Raw genomic sequence first — 16,851 nt, 5'->3', positions numbered from 1 at the left:
GATAAATAACCACAGAGCGCGCCACATAGCTACCTCTGGCCGGTGTGGGGTGTCATTCAGTAGGGGGTATGCGTGTAGAATAGTGAAAGTCTTAGAATTAGCTATAGCCAAAAGGAGAGCACGAATCCGTGGCTGAAGAACACGCATATGATGCTGGATCAATTACGATCCTGGAAGGTCTAGAGGCCGTCCGCAAGCGCCCCGGTATGTACATCGGTTCTACCGGATCGCGCGGTTTGCACCACCTTATCTGGGAGATCGTCGATAACTCCGTCGATGAGGCCATGGCAGGCTTCGCGGACAAGGTTACCGTCAAGCTCTTGGAAGACGGCGGCGTCGAGGTCATCGATAATGGCCGCGGCATCCCGGTGGAGATGCACGCCTCCGGTGCGCCGACCGTCCAGGTGGTCATGACGCAGCTGCACGCCGGCGGTAAATTCGACTCCGATTCCTATGCCGTTTCCGGCGGCTTGCACGGCGTCGGCATTTCCGTGGTCAACGCCCTGTCCACCCGCGTGGAGGCGGAGATCAAGCGTGAGGGCAAGCACTGGTACCAAAACTTCCAGAACGCCATCCCGGATGACCTTGTAGAAGGCGGCAACGCCCGTGGCACGGGTACCAAGATTCGCTTCTGGGCGGACCCGGAGATCTTTGAAACCACCGAGTTCGACTACGACACCATTGCGCGCCGCCTGCAGGAGATGGCCTTCCTGAACAAGGGCCTGACCATCGAGCTGATTGATGAACGCGTGACTCAAGAGCAGATCGAGCTCGAGGAAATCGCGGATGCGGAATCCGGTGAGGCGAGCGCGGATGAGACCTCCTTTGATGATGTCCCCGATGCCGGCGATACCTTTAACGAGGAAGCCGATTCCAAGAACGTCACCAAGGCCGATAAGAAGCGCCGCAAGAAGATCACCTTTCACTATCCGGAGGGCCTGACGGACTACGTAAAATTCCTCAATAAGTCCAAGAGCGCCATTCACCCCACCATCGTGTCCTTCGAGGCAAAAGGCGAGGACCACGAGGTTGAGGTGGCCTTGCAGTGGAACCAGGGCTATAAGCAGTCCGTGCACACCTTTGCCAATACCATCAATACCCACGAGGGCGGCACGCACGAAGAGGGCTTCCGCGCAGCCCTGACCTCCTTGATGAACCGCTATGCCAAGGAGCACAAGCTCATCAAGGACAAGGACGGCAACCTTTCCGGCGATGACTGCCGCGAAGGCTTGGCCGCCGTTATTTCGGTCAAGGTGGGCGACCCGCAGTTCGAGGGTCAGACCAAGACCAAGCTGGGCAACTCCGAGATCAAAGGCTTTGTGCAGCGCTCGGTCAACGAGTACGTCAATGACTGGTTTGATGCCAACCCGGCAGAGGCAAAGGCCATTATCAATAAGGCCGTCTCCTCGGCGCATGCCCGCATGGCAGCGCGTAAGGCGCGCGAGATGGTGCGCCGCAAGTCCGCCACCGATCTGGGTGGACTGCCCGGCAAGCTTGCGGATTGCCGTTCTAAGGATCCGCGGAGTTCGGAGCTTTATATCGTGGAGGGTGACTCCGCGGGCGGTTCCGCGAAGGCCGGCCGTGACTCTATGTTCCAGGCCATCTTGCCCTTGCGCGGCAAGATCCTGAACGTGGAAAAGGCCCGCATGGATAAGGTCTTAAAAAATGCCGAGGTCCAAGCCATCATCACCGCGTTGGGTACTGGCATCCACGAGGAATTCGATATCAAGAAGCTGCGGTACGACAAGATCGTGCTGATGGCCGATGCCGACGTGGACGGCCAGCACATCGCCACGCTGCTGTTGACCCTGCTCTTCCGCTTTATGCCGCAGTTGGTTGAGGATGGCCACGTGTACCTAGCTAACCCGCCGCTCTACAAGCTGAAGTGGTCCAAGGGCACGCCGGGCTACGCCTTCTCTGATGACGAGCGCGATAAGCTGCTGGCGGAAGGCCTGGAGCACAACCGTAAGATCAACAAGGATGACGGCATCCAGCGCTACAAGGGCTTGGGCGAGATGAACGCCTCCGAGCTCTGGGAGACCACCCTGGATCCCTCCACGCGCCTGTTGCGCCGCGTGGACCTGGAAGACGCACAGCGCGCCGATGAGCTGTTTTCCATCCTCATGGGTGATGACGTGGCCGCCCGCCGCTCCTTTATTACCCGCCGCGCGAAGGATGTCCGCTTCCTGGATATCTAAACCGTTGGCTTAGCCCTTCTGCGTGCAGGGGCTAGGCAAAAAGCTAGAGCCCACCGTGGATAATTCCACGGTGGGCTTTAACTATGGGGCGAGGTATTAGCTGCGGGAAGCGCGCTGATCCGCAAAACCAAAGCTCAAGGACACTAGGCAGACGGCGATGATGACGCCAAAGCCGGTCATGATGGATACGGGCCAATCTCCGGAGGTGCTTTGGAGCATGGCAAAGACGATGGCGGTAATGACGGCCAAGCCAATGGCGGTGCCGATGCGCTGGCCGGTTTGTAGGACCGCGCCGGAGGAACCGGCGTAGTTATCTGGGACCTGCGCCAAGGTCAGGGTTTGGTTAGGTGAGACCACGGCACCCTGGCCAAGCCCGATAAATGCCAAGGAGAGGATGAGCCACCATTCGTTCATTCCCCAATGCGTGGTGCTCCAAATAAAGACCACCGTGGCGATGAGACCGAAGATGGTGGTTAGCATGCCGATGATGACCACCATGCGCCCATACCGCGAGATCTTGCGGCCAGCGATGGTGGCGGTAATGGAGTTGAGGAGTGCGGAAGGAATGCCCACCGAGCCGGCCGCTAGGGCGGAGTAGCCCAGGCCATTTTGGAAATACAACGCAACGAGCACCCAGATGCTGGTAATACCCATAAACCACAACGTGGCGATGATGGTGCCGTTGCGGAAGCTCGAGGTGGCAAAGATATTGAGATCCACCATCGGCGGGTGGCCGGTGGCCTTGTGGTGGCGCTCCCACAGCACCCACACGCCAATGAGGACGGCACCCGCCAGAAGCAGCCACCACACGGCCGGGGAGCCGGTTGAGTCCATGAAGGGGAAGAGGATGCACCATACCGCGGCGCCGAGGATGAGCGCGCCGATGGGATCCAGGGTGGCCAGTGCCTTGAAGATGCCCAGCTTATTGCCCGCGGCATCGCGGACGCGGGAAAACAGCGGGCGTGGGAACCACATGAGGCCCAAGATGATGGCTAGCAGGCCGATAGGCGCGTTGACCAGCATGGTCAGCCGCCACCCGTGGTCAGGACCACCGAGCTTAATGAGGAAGCCGCCCAATACCGGGCCGATGGCCACGGCGATTCCCACGGTGGCGCCAAAGTATCCGAAGGCGCGGCCGCGTTCTTCCCCGCGGAAGTATTGCTGAATCATTCCCACGCCTTGGGGGTTCAGTAATCCGGCACCAACACCCTGGACAAAGCGCGCGATGTTCAGAGAATGCGCATTCGGCGCGAAACCCGCCACGGCGGCGCTGATGGTGTAGACGGCGATGCCGAGCAGGAAGATGCCCCCGCGCCCCACGAGATCGCCGGCGCGCCCAGCGGCGACGAGGACCACGCCGAAGGTAAGCGCATAACCAGACAGCACCCATTGCACATCCGAATCCGTGGCACCAAGCCCAGACTGGATCGACGGCAGTGCCACGTTCACGATGGACACACTAATCAGTGACATGAACACCGTGACCAGCACAATAATAAGAACCCGCCAGCGGGCGGGGTCTTGGCCGGCGGGGTAATCGGTACGGTTTGCTTCTGATGTCGACGATTTATGATGTGGGGAAAAAGTCACTTCCACACTTATACTCCGCAGTCCAGATAACCTTCAACCGCAGGAAAACCGGTGGAAATTAATTATTTACATGTGCTTTTGCACGACGCGGCCGAATGCAGGAACTTCCGGGCTTAAGATCTTGGTGGCCTTGCCGCGCAGGGAATTATAGGGTTTGCGCAGTGCGGCGGAGTTTACCTTTTCCACGTGCTTATCTGCGATGTTCATAATCTCATCGCTGACCTCTTCCTGGTGCGGTTCAAGGAAGGCGCCGAAATCATCCTTCCCGCTTTCCGCAAAGTCTTGCCACCGTGGATCCAGGGCATCGAGGACATCCGGCAGGATCCGTTCCAGCGCCTTGGGGACGACATTGGCATCGGCTTTTTTGGCGGCCGCCAATCCGCCTTTAATGGCTATGCCGGAAATGCCGGATTTGGCGGAGGCGACTTTTTCAACGAGATCCCCGCATTCGGCGATGAACTCGGTGCGGGTGGATCCGTGCATCAAGGTAGAAAGGTGAGACATGGTGCCATACTTTACGCGAATTTAGTGGCCATATAGACGCGGGCACAGTACTGCGCGAAGGTCTGATTTCCAGCGTTTAACGCTGGCACCTTTTCCAAAACCTCCGCCATAGCTCGAGCGGCCTGCCGCTCATCGCCGTGGATGGCGATGCCCTCTAGGCGCGCGGTGCTGGCAGCGGCGGCAGACACTAAGGCGGAATAGTTGATGATGCGGAGATTAAAGCGGGCGCAAAATTCTTGGGCCAATAGGTACAGCTGTTCGGGGCTCATGCGTGTGTCTTTCGCGCCCTGCGAATTTCGGCCTCTAGATCCGCGCGGCCGGGGAGGAGCTCGCGGGCGGTGGCTTGCACGTGGGCATCGGCAAGCGTGCGCGAGGCCGCCGCCACGATGGCACGCACCACCGCCTCGTGCTTGGAGGTTCCCTGCGCGGAGGCCAAGAGGGTAAGGGCGTGATCTTGTTCTGCGGTAAGCCGCAATGTCATTGCCATGCCCCAGTGATACCACAGTGATACCACCGGTGCGGCAAATAAGGCCGATAAAGCCCGGAGAAGGTAGAATTTGGCCTTATGAGTGACAGTAACGACGATCTTTTTGATCGGATTTTTCCCATTGACATTAATGAGGAGATGGAGTCGAGCTATATCGACTACGCCATGTCCGTCATTGTGGGCCGCGCGCTGCCTGAGGTGCGCGATGGCCTAAAACCAGTGCACCGCCGCATTCTCTACGCCATGTTCGATTCGGGTTACCGCCCCGAGCGCGGATATGTGAAGTCCGCGCGCCCGGTCTCTGACACCATGGGTCAATTCCACCCGCACGGTGACTCGGCCATCTATGACACCTTGGTGCGCTTGGCGCAGTCTTGGAATATGCGCTACCCGCTTGTCGATGGCCAGGGTAACTTCGGTTCCCGCGGTAACGACGGCCCCGCCGCAATGCGTTATACCGAGTGCAAGCTCACCCCGTTGGCCATGGAAATGGTCCGCGATATCCGCGAAAATACCGTGGATTTCTCGCCCAACTATGATGGCAAGACCAGCGAGCCGGACGTCCTGCCGTCCCGCGTGCCTAACCTTTTGATGAATGGTTCCGGCGGCATTGCCGTGGGCATGGCCACCAATATCCCGCCGCATAACCTCAATGAGTTGGCCTCGGCCATTTACTGGCTGCTGGAGAACCCGGACGCAGACGAGGATGCCGCGCTCGCGGCCTGCATGGAACGCGTGAAGGGCCCGGATTTTCCCACCGCCGGCCTCATCGTGGGCGATCAGGGCATCAAGGATGCATATACCACCGGCCGCGGCTCCATCCGCATGCGCGGTGTGACCTCCATCGAGGAATCCGGTTCCCGGCAGACCATCGTGATTACGGAGCTGCCGTTCCAGGTCAACCCCGATAACCTCATCTCCAATATCGCGGAGTCCGTAGCCAACGGCAAGATCGCCGGTATTTCCAAGATCGAAGATGAGTCCTCTGACCGCGTGGGCATGCGCATTGTTGTGACCCTGAAGCGCGACGCCGTCGCCCGCGTGGTGCTCAATAACCTGTACAAGCACTCCCAGCTGCAGACCTCCTTCGGTGCGAATATGCTCTCCATCGTCGATGGCGTGCCGCGCACCCTGCGCCTGGATCAGATGCTGAGCAATTATGTTGCGCACCAGATCGAGGTCATCGTTCGCCGTACCCAGTACCGCCTGGATGAGGCGGAAAAGCGCGCGCACATCTTGCGTGGCTTGGTCAAGGCGCTGGATATGTTGGATGAGGTCATCGCCCTGATCCGTCGTTCGCCCACCGTTGATGAGGCGCGCGAGGGATTGAAGGAACTTCTCGATGTCGACGATATCCAGGCCGATGCCATCCTGGCGATGCAGCTGCGCCGCCTGGCTGCCCTGGAGCGCCAAAAGATCGTCGATGAATTGGCAGAAATCGAAGAGGAGATCGCCGACCTCAAGCACATCCTCGCCCACGAGGAACGCCAGCGCCAGATCGTCCACGATGAGCTGGAGGCGATCGTCGAAAAGTACGGCGATGAGCGCCGCACCGAGATCCTGCCTGCCTCCGGCGAGGTCACCGATGAAGACCTCATTGCCCGCGAAAACGTCGTGGTCACCATTACCGCCACGGGTTATGCCAAGCGCACCAAGGTCGATACCTATAAGTCACAAAAGCGCGGCGGCAAGGGCGTGCGCGGTGCGGAGCTCAAGCAAGATGACATTGTGAAGAACTTCTTCGTCTGCTCCACGCACGACTGGATCCTGTTCTTTACCAACTTTGGCCGCGTCTACCGCCTGAAGGCCTACGAGCTGCCAGAGAGCGGCCGCGCCGCCCGCGGCCAGCACGTGGCCAACCTGCTGGAATTCCAGCCGGAGGAAAAGATTGCCCAGGTCATTCAGATCCAGTCCTACGAGGATGCGCCATACCTGGTCCTGGCCACCCAGCAGGGCCGCGTGAAGAAATCGCGCCTGACCGATTACGAGTCCGCTCGTTCCGCAGGCCTTATCGCCATCAATCTGAACGAGGGCGATGCGCTCATTGGCGCCCAGCTCGTTTCTGAGGGCGATGACATCCTGCTGACCTCTGAGCAGGGCCAAGCCATTCGCTTTACTGCCGATGACGACCAGCTGCGCCCCATGGGCCGCGCTACCGCCGGCGTGAAGGGCATGCGCTTCCGCGGCGATGACCAGCTGCTGGCGATGTCCGTCGTCCACGACGGCGAGTTCCTACTCGTTGCTACCTCGGGTGGTTACGGCAAGCGCACCGCCATTGAGGAATACACCCCGCAGGGCCGCGGTGGCTTGGGTGTCATGACCTTCAAGTACACTCCGAAGCGCGGCAAGCTCATTGGTGCCATTTCCATTGACAAGGACGATGAAATCTTCGCCATTACCTCCGCCGGTGGGGTTATTCGCACCGAAGTAAACCAGATTCGTCCGTCCTCGCGCGCCACGATGGGCGTGCGCCTGGTTGACCTTGCCGATGACGTCGAATTGCTTGCCATCGACCGCAATGTTGAAGAAGATGGTGAGGAAGACGCGCAGGCTGTGGCCAAGGGCGAAAAGACCGTCGATGAGGTCCAGCAAGAGCACCACAAGGTAAGCGATGCCTCCAAGGACGAGGAGTAGGACATGGAACGACGAGACGTAACCATCCACCACATCTCGCCCACCTCGGCGTTTCGCGTTGGTCTGGCCCTGTCACTCGTCGGACTCATCGCGTGGTTGCTGGCCGTGTGCCTGTTGTACATCGGTTTGCACCAGGTGGGCATATGGGAGTCAGTCAATAGCCTCGTTGGTGGCGTCGGCGGCGGCTTTGAGGTCACCTTTGGAGTGGTGATCGCAGCCAGCGCGCTGATTGGCGTTATTTTCGCCGTCCTGTTCACCTTGCTCGCACCGCTGATGGCCGTAATCTATAACGCCATCGTGGATGTCTTCGGTGGGCTAAAGGTCAGCTTGGATGACATCTAGACCACTGTGAGTGGGAGACTATGCCGGCAGCTACGGTTGCCGGCATTTTTCTAGTTTTAAGCGCGAAGTAGCGTCCTCATTAGACCCACGAAGTGCGCCTCTGAAAACCTCTTTGAGCTGCCGATTTGTGTTCTTTCCGGGGTAGTATGTAAAGTTACATCTCGTTCCGCTAAAGGGCCTATAGCTCAGTCGGTTAGAGCGCATCGCTGATAACGATGAGGTCGCTGGTTCGATTCCAGCTAGGCCCACCACGGAACAATGGGGCATTAGCTCAATTGGTAGAGCATCTGCTTTGCAAGCAGAAGGTCAGGAGTTCGATTCTCCTATGCTCCACAGCATCAGTCCGGCTTCCTTAAGAGAGTCGGACTTTTTGCTTTTTGTACCCTCTCGAAGCTCCCCACACCTATCAAACTGGTTTTGGGGGTGTTTGTCCGATAGCAGGCATCAACGCGCTTGATATTGTTAAAACAGCAAAGGCATTCGCGGGTTAAGGGACAAAATGAGTGTCTAGGCCGGCGTGTCGCGGGGTGGGACATTTTGTGTGTCTGCCGCCCCGCGGTTTAGGGGTTTGGGCTGGGGGTTTAGGGGTTAGCGCATGGAGCCTTTGCGGATACCGATATCGTTGGTGTGCGTGCTTTCGATTCCGGTGTCGTACCGTGCTGGTGCGCCGTCGAGGTCGTTAGCCGTGTTGTTGGTGGACGCAGCTTGTACTTTGGCGAGTGCGCTGCGTCCCCATTTTTGACTTCGGGCAATCTCAATAGGGTCACCGGGATATTGCGTGTGCAGATGCAGCCACCAGTCCACGGCAGTGCGCTGGTGCTCCTCTGGCATTCCTCGGTGGTACCTGGCAAGGGCTTTTACTCCGGCGTTTATGCCGCCTTCCAGGCTGTTGGTATCGCGAGCGAGTTGTCCTTCGACTGCGTCTTCCTGACTGGTCAGGAACGTAAATAGGTGCTTGTTCCGTTCCAGTTTGGCGAGCAGTTCGTAGGCACTGCGGTGTCGGGAATGCATGTAAAAGAACTTCTTGTTTCGACGGAATTTCTTTGGAATCTCTTCCGGTTTGAGGTCTTTGATGTAGGTCTTCTCACTGAGCCACTTGCCGTACACGTCGTGGAATTGCTGCAGCTTCGCGGTCCATTCCGCGGCCTCATCCAGGTTGCTTACCCGCAGCAGTGACAACGATAGGCCGCGCAGTGCTTTGCCAGATGGCAGCACGGGGTACAAGCCGACGTAGCGTTGAATGTTGCGTTTGACGTGGACGAGGCAGCGTTGGATGTGTGCTTGTGACCAGGTTGTTTTGATGGCTTCTAGCGAGCCTTGGTGTCCATCGGTGGTGACCACCAGTGGGGCATGCCCGACCTTGTCGAAGAGACGGTTGTAGTTGAACGTGTCTTCTTGGCGGCACCAATGCCAGGCCACGACGTGGGCTTTCGTTGATGCCACCAGTAGGCAGTTCTGGTGGCCGAAGTAGGTTCCGTCGACAAATAGCTGGTCATAGATGCGATTGGAGTCGGTGTTGTCGGGAACGTGGACGAGCCAGAAGTTTTCGAACCACCGGGTGAGTTGCCGACGGCTATAGCCGTGCTCTGCGGCGATTGACGACAGGGTTGATGAAGACAAGAACCACTCGTAGAACATCCGGAACCTGGCAGTCTGGATGGGGTCATCGTTGGTATTGGTGAAGCTGTGGCCGCATGAACGGTCTTTGCAGCGCCAACGAGTCTTGCCTGCGGACGTTGTGCCATTTTTCTTTACTGGCCCCAGGCACACGGGGCACGTGATGTGTTGATTAACCACGCGGGTTAGTTTGCTGCCTACCCCGTCGGGTACCACATTCTCAGCCAGATACGTGGATTTCGCGCCCAGACCCCGCGCTGCGCCTCACCGCCTAGAGCGGAATCCTCGTTGCGACTGGTCAACCTAGCTACCGACGCACATCCGGACACACATTCTGTCCCTTAACCCGCATTCGCTGAATACGACCACAACACCTGCTATCAGCTTAAGATTGCACCATACATGGGAGATCGTCCGCATCCAGTTGGAGGGCATGAATGCAGAAGCTAAAATCCAAAAAATATAATTCACGAGTATCGTGGGCTGTATTTTTTGCTTCATTGGTCCTTCTGGGACTATTTCTCGGAATCGTTTTTGACTTAGATGTCGTCCCTAGAACGGTGATCGGTCTCATCTTGTTCTGCATTTGGTTCTGGATAGATTGGACAATGAGAAAGAAGTTTTCGGGTGATGAGGACTAAAGTTCCTCTTTAAAGCCAACATGGGGCACTCCAACTAAAATGGAGTGCCCCATATGTCGTTTCTTTGCCTCTTTCTTCCACTTTGAGTAGGCGAAAACGGTAGGTGAAACCTGAAGTGTCCCACTTGTGGAAGATCGCATCTTGCTGGAAGAGCATGTTAGGCAGTAAGCCCCGAAGCTCGGCGTTTCATGGCACACAGCCTGGCAATGGGCGCAGGAGGCCCATCGTGCAGGAAACTTCCCAGAACTGGGCCCAAAGCCTCCGTTATGATCCGGTTCATCGCTAAATGCCGGGACCGTTTCTCTGTCGAGTTCATCTGCAATGACGTTGAAGAATAACCGAGCTGATGGGGTCGGGCTGACCGCGCCGTGTCCACTTTCCGGGGGCTAGGCCCGTTTAAGCTGGGTGGCCATCTCGGCAGCTCCACTTCGCCTCTTATACGAGAATGGCTCCTTCCGTTCTGTAAATATACCTCCACGGGGTATATGGTGGGGAGAGTAACCATCACTGTGTTCCACCGACGCTAGAACTCCTCTTGGTGCAGGGAGGAGAAGAAAGGAACTTCATGAGTACTTCCCACCAACACAGTGAGCATTCCGGTGCTCACCAGGCCGCGGGAGCGGATCATACGCAACACACAGATCATGGCGGCCACGAAGGGCACTCTCACGGTGACCATCAAGGTCATGGCCACGAGCACGGGCATGGCCACGGCCATGGGCACGGACACGGCGATCACGCGGCGATGTTCCGCAGCCGCTTCTGGTGGTCGCTGCTGCTATCGGTACCGGTCGTCATCTTCAGCCCTATGGTCGCAGAATTGCTCGGCTACGGCGTACCCGAATTCAATGGTTCATCCTGGATTCCCCCGGTGCTTGGCACCATCATCTTCATTTATGGCGGCACGCCGTTCCTGCAAGGCGGCTGGTCGGAACTGAAATCCCGCCAGCCCGGGATGATGCTGCTTATCGCCATGGCTATTACCGTGGCGTTCGTCGCCTCATGGGTCACCACCTTGGGGATTGGAGGATTCGACCTAGATTTCTGGTGGGAGCTGGCCCTCCTGGTCGTCATTATGCTGCTGGGCCACTGGTTGGAGATGCGTGCACTCGGCGCGGCCTCCTCCGCTTTGGACGCCTTAGCAGAACTTTTGCCTGACGAAGCCGAGAAGATCATCGATGGGCAGGCCCACACCGTGCCAGTCTCTGAGCTGGCGGTGGATGACATAGTACTGGTCCGCGCTGGAGCGCGGGCGCCTGCCGATGGCACCATTGTTAAAGGCTCAGCCGAATTCGATGAATCCATGATCACCGGTGAATCCCGCCCAGTCTTCCGCGATAAAGGTGAGCGCGTGGTCGCCGGTACGGTGGCCACCGACAACACCGTCCGCGTCCAGGTAGAAGCCATCGGAGGAGATACGGCCCTGGGCGGTATCCAAAGCATGGTCGCCGAGGCGCAGGAATCCTCCTCCCGCGCCCAAGCCCTTGCCGATCGCGCCGCAGCGTTGCTCTTCTGGTTTGCGCTAATCGCAGCCCTCATTACTGCGGTGGTCTGGGCCATTATCGGGAGCCCAAGCGACGCCGTGGTGCGCACCGTTACCGTGCTCGTCATCGCTTGCCCCCACGCCCTCGGTTTGGCTATCCCACTGGTCATTGCGATCTCTACCGAGCAGGCCGCACAGTCTGGGGTACTCATCAAGGAACGTTTGGCGTTGGAGCGCATGCGCACCATCGACGCCGTCCTCTTCGATAAGACCGGTACCCTGACCGAAGGCGCTCATGCCGTTACCGGTGTTGCAACCGTTGAGGACATCAGCGAGGGGCAGCTGCTAGCAGTGGCCGCCGCGGCCGAGGCCGATAGTGAACACCCATTGGCCCGCGCCATCGTCAAGGCAGCCGAAGACCACGCGGAAGCATCTCAGGAGCAGCTGCACAGCACCGATTTCAGTGCGGCCGCCGGCCGGGGAATCAAGGCCACCGTCGATGGGGCAGAGGTCCTCGTCGGTGGACCGAATATGCTGCGCGAGCTAGAGCTTGCCACCCCTGGGGTGTTTGATGCGCAGGTTGAAGAGTGGTCCCAACGCGGCGCGGGTGTCCTGCACGTCGTGCGCGATGGTCAGATAATCGGCGCTCTCGCGGTTGAAGACAAGGTTCGTCCCGAATCCCGCGCGGCCGTACAGGCCCTCCAAGAGCAGGGCGTCAAGGTTGCGATGATCACTGGCGATGCCACGCAGGTCGCCGAGGCCGTTGGCGAAGAATTGGGTATTGACGAGGTCTTTGCCGAAGTCCTGCCGCAGGACAAGGACTCCAAGGTCACCGAATTACAGGAGCGCGGTCTAGCCGTGGCCATGGTTGGCGATGGCGTCAACGACGCCCCAGCCTTGGCCCGCGCGGAAGTCGGCATCGCCATTGGCGCCGGCACCGATGTCGCCATGGAATCCGCCGAGGTGGTGCTCGCCAGCGACGACCCGCGGTCGGTGCTTTCGATGATCACCTTGTCGCGCGCTAGCTACCGCAAGATGATCCAGAACCTTATTTGGGCATCTGGCTACAACATCATTGCCGTGCCCTTGGCGGCAGGCGTACTCGCACCCATCGGTGTCGTGCTCTCCCCGGCGGCCGGCGCGGTATTGATGTCGCTATCGACCATCGTGGTGGCATTCAACGCGCAGTTGCTGCGCCGGATTGAATTGGACCCAGCTCGCTTGGCACCCACCAGCCACTAGGTGGAGGAGACCAAGTTCGAATAAGTGGGACGGGCTCCGGCTACTTGGGATTATTTTAGAATTGAAGTCCAGTTGCTAAAATAATCCTCATGACCGAGCGGGACGACTTTTGGCTGGAAGAGGATGAACTAGCAGCATTCATGTCCCTGATGAGCGTGAATGTCCGGCTCACCAATATTCTAGACGCGCAGCTGCGCGATGATGCCAAGCTAAGCTTCTTTGAATATACGGTGCTCTCACGGCTATCAGAGGCCGAGAACCATGAGATGCGCATGCGAGACCTCGCCATCACCGCAAACGGCTCCTTGTCCCGTCTGAGCCAGGTTGTTACCCGTTTGGAGCGCCAGGGCTGGGTCGTGCGGCGTCCTTGTCCCAATGATGGGCGGACGACGATGGCGCACCTTACCGATAGCGGCTGGGACAAGGTAGTAGAAACCGCCCCGGGCCACGCTAAGCAGGCCCGCCGATCCGTTATCGATAACCTGACCCGCGCGCAGATCCATCAAATGACCCAAATTAATGAGCGCATCATCAAAGCCATCGAAGCCGATGAGCGCTACGGCGGGCGCTATTAATTATTTTTGGGATAGCCGCGGCGGCCGGAGACGGTCTTATCAAAGGGAATCCAAAACCGCAGGGCCGCTTCCTGGTTTTTGGAAATACCAATGCGCGGGCCGCGCACCCATTCCGGTGCAGACTCGCGCTCAGAAAGCTGCACTGGTAGGTGGTTATCCTCCAGCGTTGCTCCAAGAGCTTTACCGAGGTTCCCAGGGCCGCGGGCTAGATTATGAAAATCGCTGGTGCCGCGGCGTGCAAAGGCGGTATCGATCCCGGATAGCACCTCACCGCCGCGCAGTAGGCACCCTTGGCCCACGCCTTCGGGCGCGCACACGATATTGACATTGCGGTGGATGCCGTAAGAGGCATACACGTACAGTCGGCCCGGTGGGCCGAACATGGCGGCATTGCGCGGGGTTTTCCCACGAAAGGTATGGGCGGCGGCATCGTCCGTGCCCAAATAGGCCTCGACTTCCGTAAGGCGAATGCTCACCCCGGCGTGCGTAATGACGCAGCCAAGGAGCTGCGGGGCTACGACATCAGCAGTGTGGGAGAAATCAATCATTAACGGGAGTAGTAGCGCTTTCCGTCTACCGGGGTGCGCAGCAACTCATCGAGGCTGACCGGCTCCAAGCCCTTGGCGCGCAGGCCATCGATAATGCACTCGGCCGCATTGACGGTGGTCGGGTGAATATCGTGCATCAAGACGATGGAGCCTGGGTTAGCATCCTGGACGGCGGCATTGCAGACGTGCTGCGAGTCGCGGATCTTCCAGTCCAAGGTATCCACGTTCCATAGGGCCTGCGACAAGCCCTTATCCCTGGCTACCTGGTCAACCGTTTCATTGGTGGCACCGTAGGGCGGGCGCAGCCACTTTGGATTCTGCCCGGTGGCATTGCGGATCGCCGCATTGCCGGCGTCGATTTCTTGGGCAATATCGCCGTAAGCTAACTGGTTGAGCTGGCGATGGGTCTTGGTGTGATTGCCAATGGTATGACCTTCTGCCTGCATGCGCTGGAGCGCTTGGGGGTACTGGTAGGCGTGATCCGCTAGCACCATGAAGCTGGCGTGGGCGTTTTTCGCCTTAAAGGTATCCAAGAGCTGGTTGGTATAAGGGCTTGGGCCATCGTCAAAGGTCAGGGCCACGCAATTCGGGCAATCGACGCCGTTAGCCTGTGGCTGCGGGGCTGGTTGCGGTGCGGCCCCAGCCTGGGGATCCGGTGCGGGTGCAGCCTCATTCTGCGGCTCGTCTTGTGGTGCTACCGAGGAAACAAGATCTTGTGCCTGCGCGCGGGTGCTGTCGATGCGGCTTTGAATATCGGTCTGAATCTCAGAAACCGCGGACTGGATATTTGGTTCTGAGGACCCGGCTACTTTTGGGGTGCCTTCGAGGAATTGCGCATTGGCGCAGGCGGGAAGGGCAGCGGTGGCAAGCACGGTGAGCGCGGAGGTAAGAAGACGACGCATACTTTTCCTAGGAACGAGGACAGATGGGCACGATTAGCCAGCCTACTCCACTGCGAAGGGAATTATGGATTAAACGCGTGTGATAAATGTGATAGAAGTACATCACTGTGCCGCGGTGTCTTCGGCATTTTTGGAATGAGCGGCTGCAGTAGTAGAGTACAAGCCACTGGGGCATTAGCTCAATTGGTAGAGCATCTGCTTTGCAAGCAGAAGGTCAGGAGTTCGATTCTCCTATGCTCCACAGGAAAAGTCCGGATTCTGGTTAAAGAATCCGGACTTTAGTCATGCATAGGGCTATAAAAAGCGCTTGACCATGATGTAATGCTCGGCGTACACACCTACATGCTCGAATCCCAAGCGTTCATAAAGTCCCTGCGCACGCGGATTATCGGGGTGGACGGCTAAGGAAATGCCGGGCGCTTTGAGGGTCTGGGCGAGGGAAATGGCGGCATCGATAAGCGCGGTGGCAATGCCCTGGCCCGCAAAGCGGCTTTCTACCGCGATGGCAAATTCTGGGATGGCCGGTTCCACGAACCCGTAACCGTGATTGTCCTCGGTGCCCCAATTGAGCCACACACCGCCGGCGGGCACGAGGTCCTCCCAAGCGATGAAACCTCCCTGGTTGGGCTCCCAATTTTCCACGTAGAAGGAAAAATCGTCGGCAAAACCGGAAGAAAGCTCGCCTCGTTCATCGCCGAAGGTATCGGTCAGGAAGTTGAGGCGAGCTATATAAGTGCGATCAGATTCTTGTGTCGCGCGAATTTCCATAATCCCCAGGATATATGAAGAATCCGCCGGGCTAGTTAAGCCAAGTGGTAGTTATGCACGTCCGCGCCGTTGAATTCGCGCATTTCACCGGATTCGTCAACGGAGCGGAAGGTAGCGCCGTTATCGATGGCAAAGCGGAGGTTATCCACGCGCGGGGAGGGATCATCGGTTACTGGGCCTGCGGGGAAATAGTACGTTGAACCGTCTTTGAGCTTGACGGTGAGAGACTCAAAGCTCATTGTTTATCTCCTTGTAGAAAGCCTTAATGGGTGAATTCAAGCAGGAGATTTTTGATTAGGCAAAGCAATGAGATCTAGGCAACGCCTACTGCACCCCCACCGCGGGGGTGCGAAAGGAACTACTGCTCGTCAGATTGCAGGCGGTGCTTGCCCTCACTCTGGTGATCATCGGTGATGCGGGTGGTATCCGCTTCCTCCGCGGCGGCCTCTTCTTCCTCGCGGTGCTTGGCCAGCTGCTCATCGATGGAACCCAAGAGTTCCTCATCGCGCACAGCGCCCTCTTCGGCGAGGTCCGAATCGGCTTCGTGCTTAGCTTCGCTGGTGGAGGTGTAGACCAAGGTGGATTCTGGGGCGGTGTTTTGGGTGCCACCGCGGTAGTCATCCACGCGCGGTGGGGTCTGGGAAGGCTTGTCATTGGAGCGCAGCCAGTAGTAAATCGCACCGGTTGCCGCGGCGAGCAGGGCAACGATTCCGGCAACGGTCCAGAACCTGGAAGACTTCTTGTCCTTCTTGGTGGCTTCCTTCTTGGCCTCATCGAAACGCTCGACGGCATCCTCGCGGTAGTTATTGAATTCCTCTAGGGCGCGCTCGAGGCGGGAATGCGCGGCCTGGGTAACTGCGCCTGCCTGCTTGCGGGCCTCATCGAAGGCGCTATTGTCTTCCTTTTGCATCTGCTGGGCAGCCTCTTCGAGCGCGGTATACGTTTCGCGGGACTTTTCTTGCCGGTAATCGCGTAATTGCTTCCACAGATTGGAACCGGTCTTCAACGCCATATTCACTGCGGTGGGGTTCATGAGTGCAGGTGCTCCTTAGATGAGATTTATCTGTCCTTTCCCATCCAGCATAGTGGCCAGCTTGACACCCCACCACTGTTTTGGCGGGTGATTCAGGGAGTGGAATCACCCATAAAATAGACCGCTTGGTTCAGATTGGTGGATTAATATTCACGCCGATTTTGGATAACCGCGCTGTTTATGGGCCTGCAAAGGTAATACCATTAGCGGCGCGCTACCCCGCAAACTGAACAGCTTGGTACGTTTTCCTCCAGACAGCAATTGAGATCGGGAAAAGGAGGTGACTA

General features: G+C 58.1%; 16 protein-coding genes and 3 tRNA genes. 8 read left to right on the top strand and 11 right to left on the bottom strand.

The window, feature by feature from the left end; genetic code table 11:
• Positions 1 to 128: 128 nt before the first annotated feature.
• Positions 129 to 2,198, top strand: coding sequence for a DNA topoisomerase (ATP-hydrolyzing) subunit B (gene gyrB, locus MHX65_RS07690; protein WP_239269559.1), 2,070 nt, complete (start codon positions 129 to 131; stop codon positions 2,196 to 2,198).
• 96 nt (positions 2,199 to 2,294) lie between these two features.
• On the opposite strand, the gene MHX65_RS07685 is transcribed toward gyrB, so the two are convergent.
• From MHX65_RS07685 to MHX65_RS07670, 4 genes are read right to left on the bottom strand one after another with little or no spacing between them, the layout of a single operon-like run.
• Positions 2,295 to 3,794, bottom strand: coding sequence for an MFS transporter (locus tag MHX65_RS07685; protein ID WP_239269558.1), 1,500 nt, complete (start codon positions 3,792 to 3,794; stop codon positions 2,295 to 2,297).
• A gap of 60 nt (positions 3,795 to 3,854) precedes the next feature.
• A complete protein-coding gene (locus tag MHX65_RS07680) occupies positions 3,855 to 4,292 on the bottom strand; it encodes a DUF6918 family protein (RefSeq protein ID WP_239269557.1) in 438 nt (145 codons plus the stop codon).
• Positions 4,293 to 4,303: 11 nt separating this feature from the next.
• The gene (locus MHX65_RS07675) at positions 4,304 to 4,561 is read right to left on the bottom strand and encodes a cell filamentation protein Fic (RefSeq protein WP_239269556.1); all 258 of its coding nucleotides are present in this window, start codon (positions 4,559 to 4,561) and stop codon (positions 4,304 to 4,306) included.
• The gene (locus MHX65_RS07670; protein ID WP_005280480.1) at positions 4,558 to 4,779 is read right to left on the bottom strand and encodes a hypothetical protein; all 222 of its coding nucleotides are present in this window, start codon (positions 4,777 to 4,779) and stop codon (positions 4,558 to 4,560) included. The genes MHX65_RS07675 and MHX65_RS07670 overlap by 4 nt, the downstream gene beginning before the upstream one ends.
• A gap of 78 nt (positions 4,780 to 4,857) precedes the next feature.
• Here MHX65_RS07670 and gyrA point away from each other — a divergent pair, with 78 nt between their 5' ends.
• The 4 genes from gyrA to MHX65_RS07650 all read left to right on the top strand — a co-directional run bounded on the left by gyrA (position 4,858) and on the right by MHX65_RS07650 (position 8,088).
• Positions 4,858 to 7,413 (top strand): DNA gyrase subunit A, encoded by a 2,556-nt coding sequence (gene gyrA / locus MHX65_RS07665; RefSeq protein ID WP_239269555.1) that lies wholly within the window; start codon positions 4,858 to 4,860, stop codon positions 7,411 to 7,413.
• Positions 7,414 to 7,416: 3 nt separating this feature from the next.
• Positions 7,417 to 7,755 carry a DUF3566 domain-containing protein gene (locus MHX65_RS07660; RefSeq protein WP_005280482.1) on the top strand — a complete coding sequence of 113 codons (339 nt, stop codon included), beginning with the start codon at positions 7,417 to 7,419 and terminating at the stop codon, positions 7,753 to 7,755.
• A 174-nt stretch (positions 7,756 to 7,929) separates the two neighbouring features.
• Positions 7,930 to 8,006: transfer RNA gene (locus MHX65_RS07655), tRNA-Ile, on the top strand.
• A gap of 9 nt (positions 8,007 to 8,015) precedes the next feature.
• Positions 8,016 to 8,088 (top strand) — tRNA-Ala (locus MHX65_RS07650).
• Positions 8,089 to 8,343: 255 nt separating this feature from the next.
• On the opposite strand, the gene MHX65_RS07645 is transcribed toward MHX65_RS07650, so the two are convergent.
• Together MHX65_RS07645 and MHX65_RS11620 are read right to left on the bottom strand one after the other, a co-directional pair.
• On the bottom strand, positions 8,344 to 9,552 hold the full coding sequence (locus tag MHX65_RS07645; RefSeq protein WP_239269554.1) for an IS1249 family transposase: 1,209 nt from the start codon (positions 9,550 to 9,552) through the stop codon (positions 8,344 to 8,346).
• 984 nt (positions 9,553 to 10,536) lie between these two features.
• Positions 10,537 to 10,752, bottom strand: coding sequence for a hypothetical protein (locus MHX65_RS11620; protein WP_349819933.1), 216 nt, complete (start codon positions 10,750 to 10,752; stop codon positions 10,537 to 10,539).
• Positions 10,753 to 10,758: 6 nt separating this feature from the next.
• On the opposite strand from MHX65_RS11620, the gene MHX65_RS07640 reads away from it, so the two are divergent.
• Positions 10,759 to 12,738 carry a copper-translocating P-type ATPase gene (locus tag MHX65_RS07640; RefSeq protein ID WP_349883441.1) on the top strand — a complete coding sequence of 660 codons (1,980 nt, stop codon included), beginning with the start codon at positions 10,759 to 10,761 and terminating at the stop codon, positions 12,736 to 12,738.
• An 89-nt stretch (positions 12,739 to 12,827) separates the two neighbouring features.
• Positions 12,828 to 13,313, top strand: coding sequence for a MarR family winged helix-turn-helix transcriptional regulator (locus tag MHX65_RS07635; protein WP_005276035.1), 486 nt, complete (start codon positions 12,828 to 12,830; stop codon positions 13,311 to 13,313).
• Here MHX65_RS07635 and MHX65_RS07630 read toward each other — a convergent pair.
• Together MHX65_RS07630 and MHX65_RS07625 are read right to left on the bottom strand one after the other, a co-directional pair.
• Positions 13,310 to 13,861 carry a DNA-3-methyladenine glycosylase gene (locus MHX65_RS07630; protein WP_239269552.1) on the bottom strand — a complete coding sequence of 184 codons (552 nt, stop codon included), beginning with the start codon at positions 13,859 to 13,861 and terminating at the stop codon, positions 13,310 to 13,312. The two genes, MHX65_RS07635 and MHX65_RS07630, sit on opposite strands and share 4 nt — an antisense overlap.
• Positions 13,861 to 14,763, bottom strand: coding sequence for a polysaccharide deacetylase family protein (locus MHX65_RS07625; RefSeq protein ID WP_239269551.1), 903 nt, complete (start codon positions 14,761 to 14,763; stop codon positions 13,861 to 13,863). Before MHX65_RS07625 ends, MHX65_RS07630 begins: the two co-directional genes overlap by 1 nt.
• A gap of 168 nt (positions 14,764 to 14,931) precedes the next feature.
• On the opposite strand from MHX65_RS07625, the gene MHX65_RS07620 reads away from it, so the two are divergent.
• Positions 14,932 to 15,004, top strand: a tRNA-Ala gene (locus tag MHX65_RS07620).
• Between the two features lie 53 nt (positions 15,005 to 15,057).
• Here the strand turns inward: MHX65_RS07620 and MHX65_RS07615 are convergent.
• The 3 genes from MHX65_RS07615 to MHX65_RS07605 form a co-directional block, all read right to left on the bottom strand.
• On the bottom strand, positions 15,058 to 15,531 hold the full coding sequence (locus MHX65_RS07615) for a GNAT family N-acetyltransferase (protein WP_005276043.1): 474 nt from the start codon (positions 15,529 to 15,531) through the stop codon (positions 15,058 to 15,060).
• 35 nt (positions 15,532 to 15,566) lie between these two features.
• Complete coding sequence (locus tag MHX65_RS07610) at positions 15,567 to 15,770, bottom strand: hypothetical protein (RefSeq protein ID WP_005276046.1); 204 nt, start codon at positions 15,768 to 15,770, stop codon at positions 15,567 to 15,569.
• 119 nt (positions 15,771 to 15,889) lie between these two features.
• Positions 15,890 to 16,564 carry a hypothetical protein gene (locus MHX65_RS07605; protein WP_239269550.1) on the bottom strand — a complete coding sequence of 225 codons (675 nt, stop codon included), beginning with the start codon at positions 16,562 to 16,564 and terminating at the stop codon, positions 15,890 to 15,892.
• Positions 16,565 to 16,851: the final 287 nt, after the last annotated feature.

Origin of the sequence: Corynebacterium sp. ACRPS, assembly GCF_022346005.1 — a bacterium.
Taxonomy (GTDB): Bacteria; Actinomycetota; Actinomycetes; order Mycobacteriales; family Mycobacteriaceae; genus Corynebacterium.
Note: the sequence above shows the minus strand (reverse complement) of the source record. Positions and strands in the feature narration are given on the sequence as shown.

What these genes read in the sequence shown, in the direction of transcription:
- MHX65_RS07610 (WP_005276046.1), bottom strand. Translation starts at nt 15,770, where the DNA reads ATGAGCTTTGAGTCTCTCACCGTCAAGCTCAAAGACGGTTCAACGTAC.
- MHX65_RS07675 (WP_239269556.1), bottom strand. Translation starts at nt 4,561, where the DNA reads ATGAGCCCCGAACAGCTGTACCTATTGGCCCAAGAATTTTGCGCCCGC.
- gyrA (WP_239269555.1), top strand. Translation starts at nt 4,858, where the DNA reads ATGAGTGACAGTAACGACGATCTTTTTGATCGGATTTTTCCCATTGAC.
- MHX65_RS07635 (WP_005276035.1), top strand. Translation starts at nt 12,828, where the DNA reads ATGACCGAGCGGGACGACTTTTGGCTGGAAGAGGATGAACTAGCAGCA.
- MHX65_RS07680 (WP_239269557.1), bottom strand. Translation starts at nt 4,292, where the DNA reads ATGTCTCACCTTTCTACCTTGATGCACGGATCCACCCGCACCGAGTTC.
- MHX65_RS07615 (WP_005276043.1), bottom strand. Translation starts at nt 15,531, where the DNA reads ATGGAAATTCGCGCGACACAAGAATCTGATCGCACTTATATAGCTCGC.
- MHX65_RS07605 (WP_239269550.1), bottom strand. Translation starts at nt 16,564, where the DNA reads ATGAACCCCACCGCAGTGAATATGGCGTTGAAGACCGGTTCCAATCTG.
- MHX65_RS07670 (WP_005280480.1), bottom strand. Translation starts at nt 4,779, where the DNA reads ATGGCAATGACATTGCGGCTTACCGCAGAACAAGATCACGCCCTTACC.
- MHX65_RS07640 (WP_349883441.1), top strand. Translation starts at nt 10,759, where the DNA reads ATGTTCCGCAGCCGCTTCTGGTGGTCGCTGCTGCTATCGGTACCGGTC.
- MHX65_RS07630 (WP_239269552.1), bottom strand. Translation starts at nt 13,861, where the DNA reads ATGATTGATTTCTCCCACACTGCTGATGTCGTAGCCCCGCAGCTCCTT.
- MHX65_RS07660 (WP_005280482.1), top strand. Translation starts at nt 7,417, where the DNA reads ATGGAACGACGAGACGTAACCATCCACCACATCTCGCCCACCTCGGCG.
- MHX65_RS07625 (WP_239269551.1), bottom strand. Translation starts at nt 14,763, where the DNA reads ATGCGTCGTCTTCTTACCTCCGCGCTCACCGTGCTTGCCACCGCTGCC.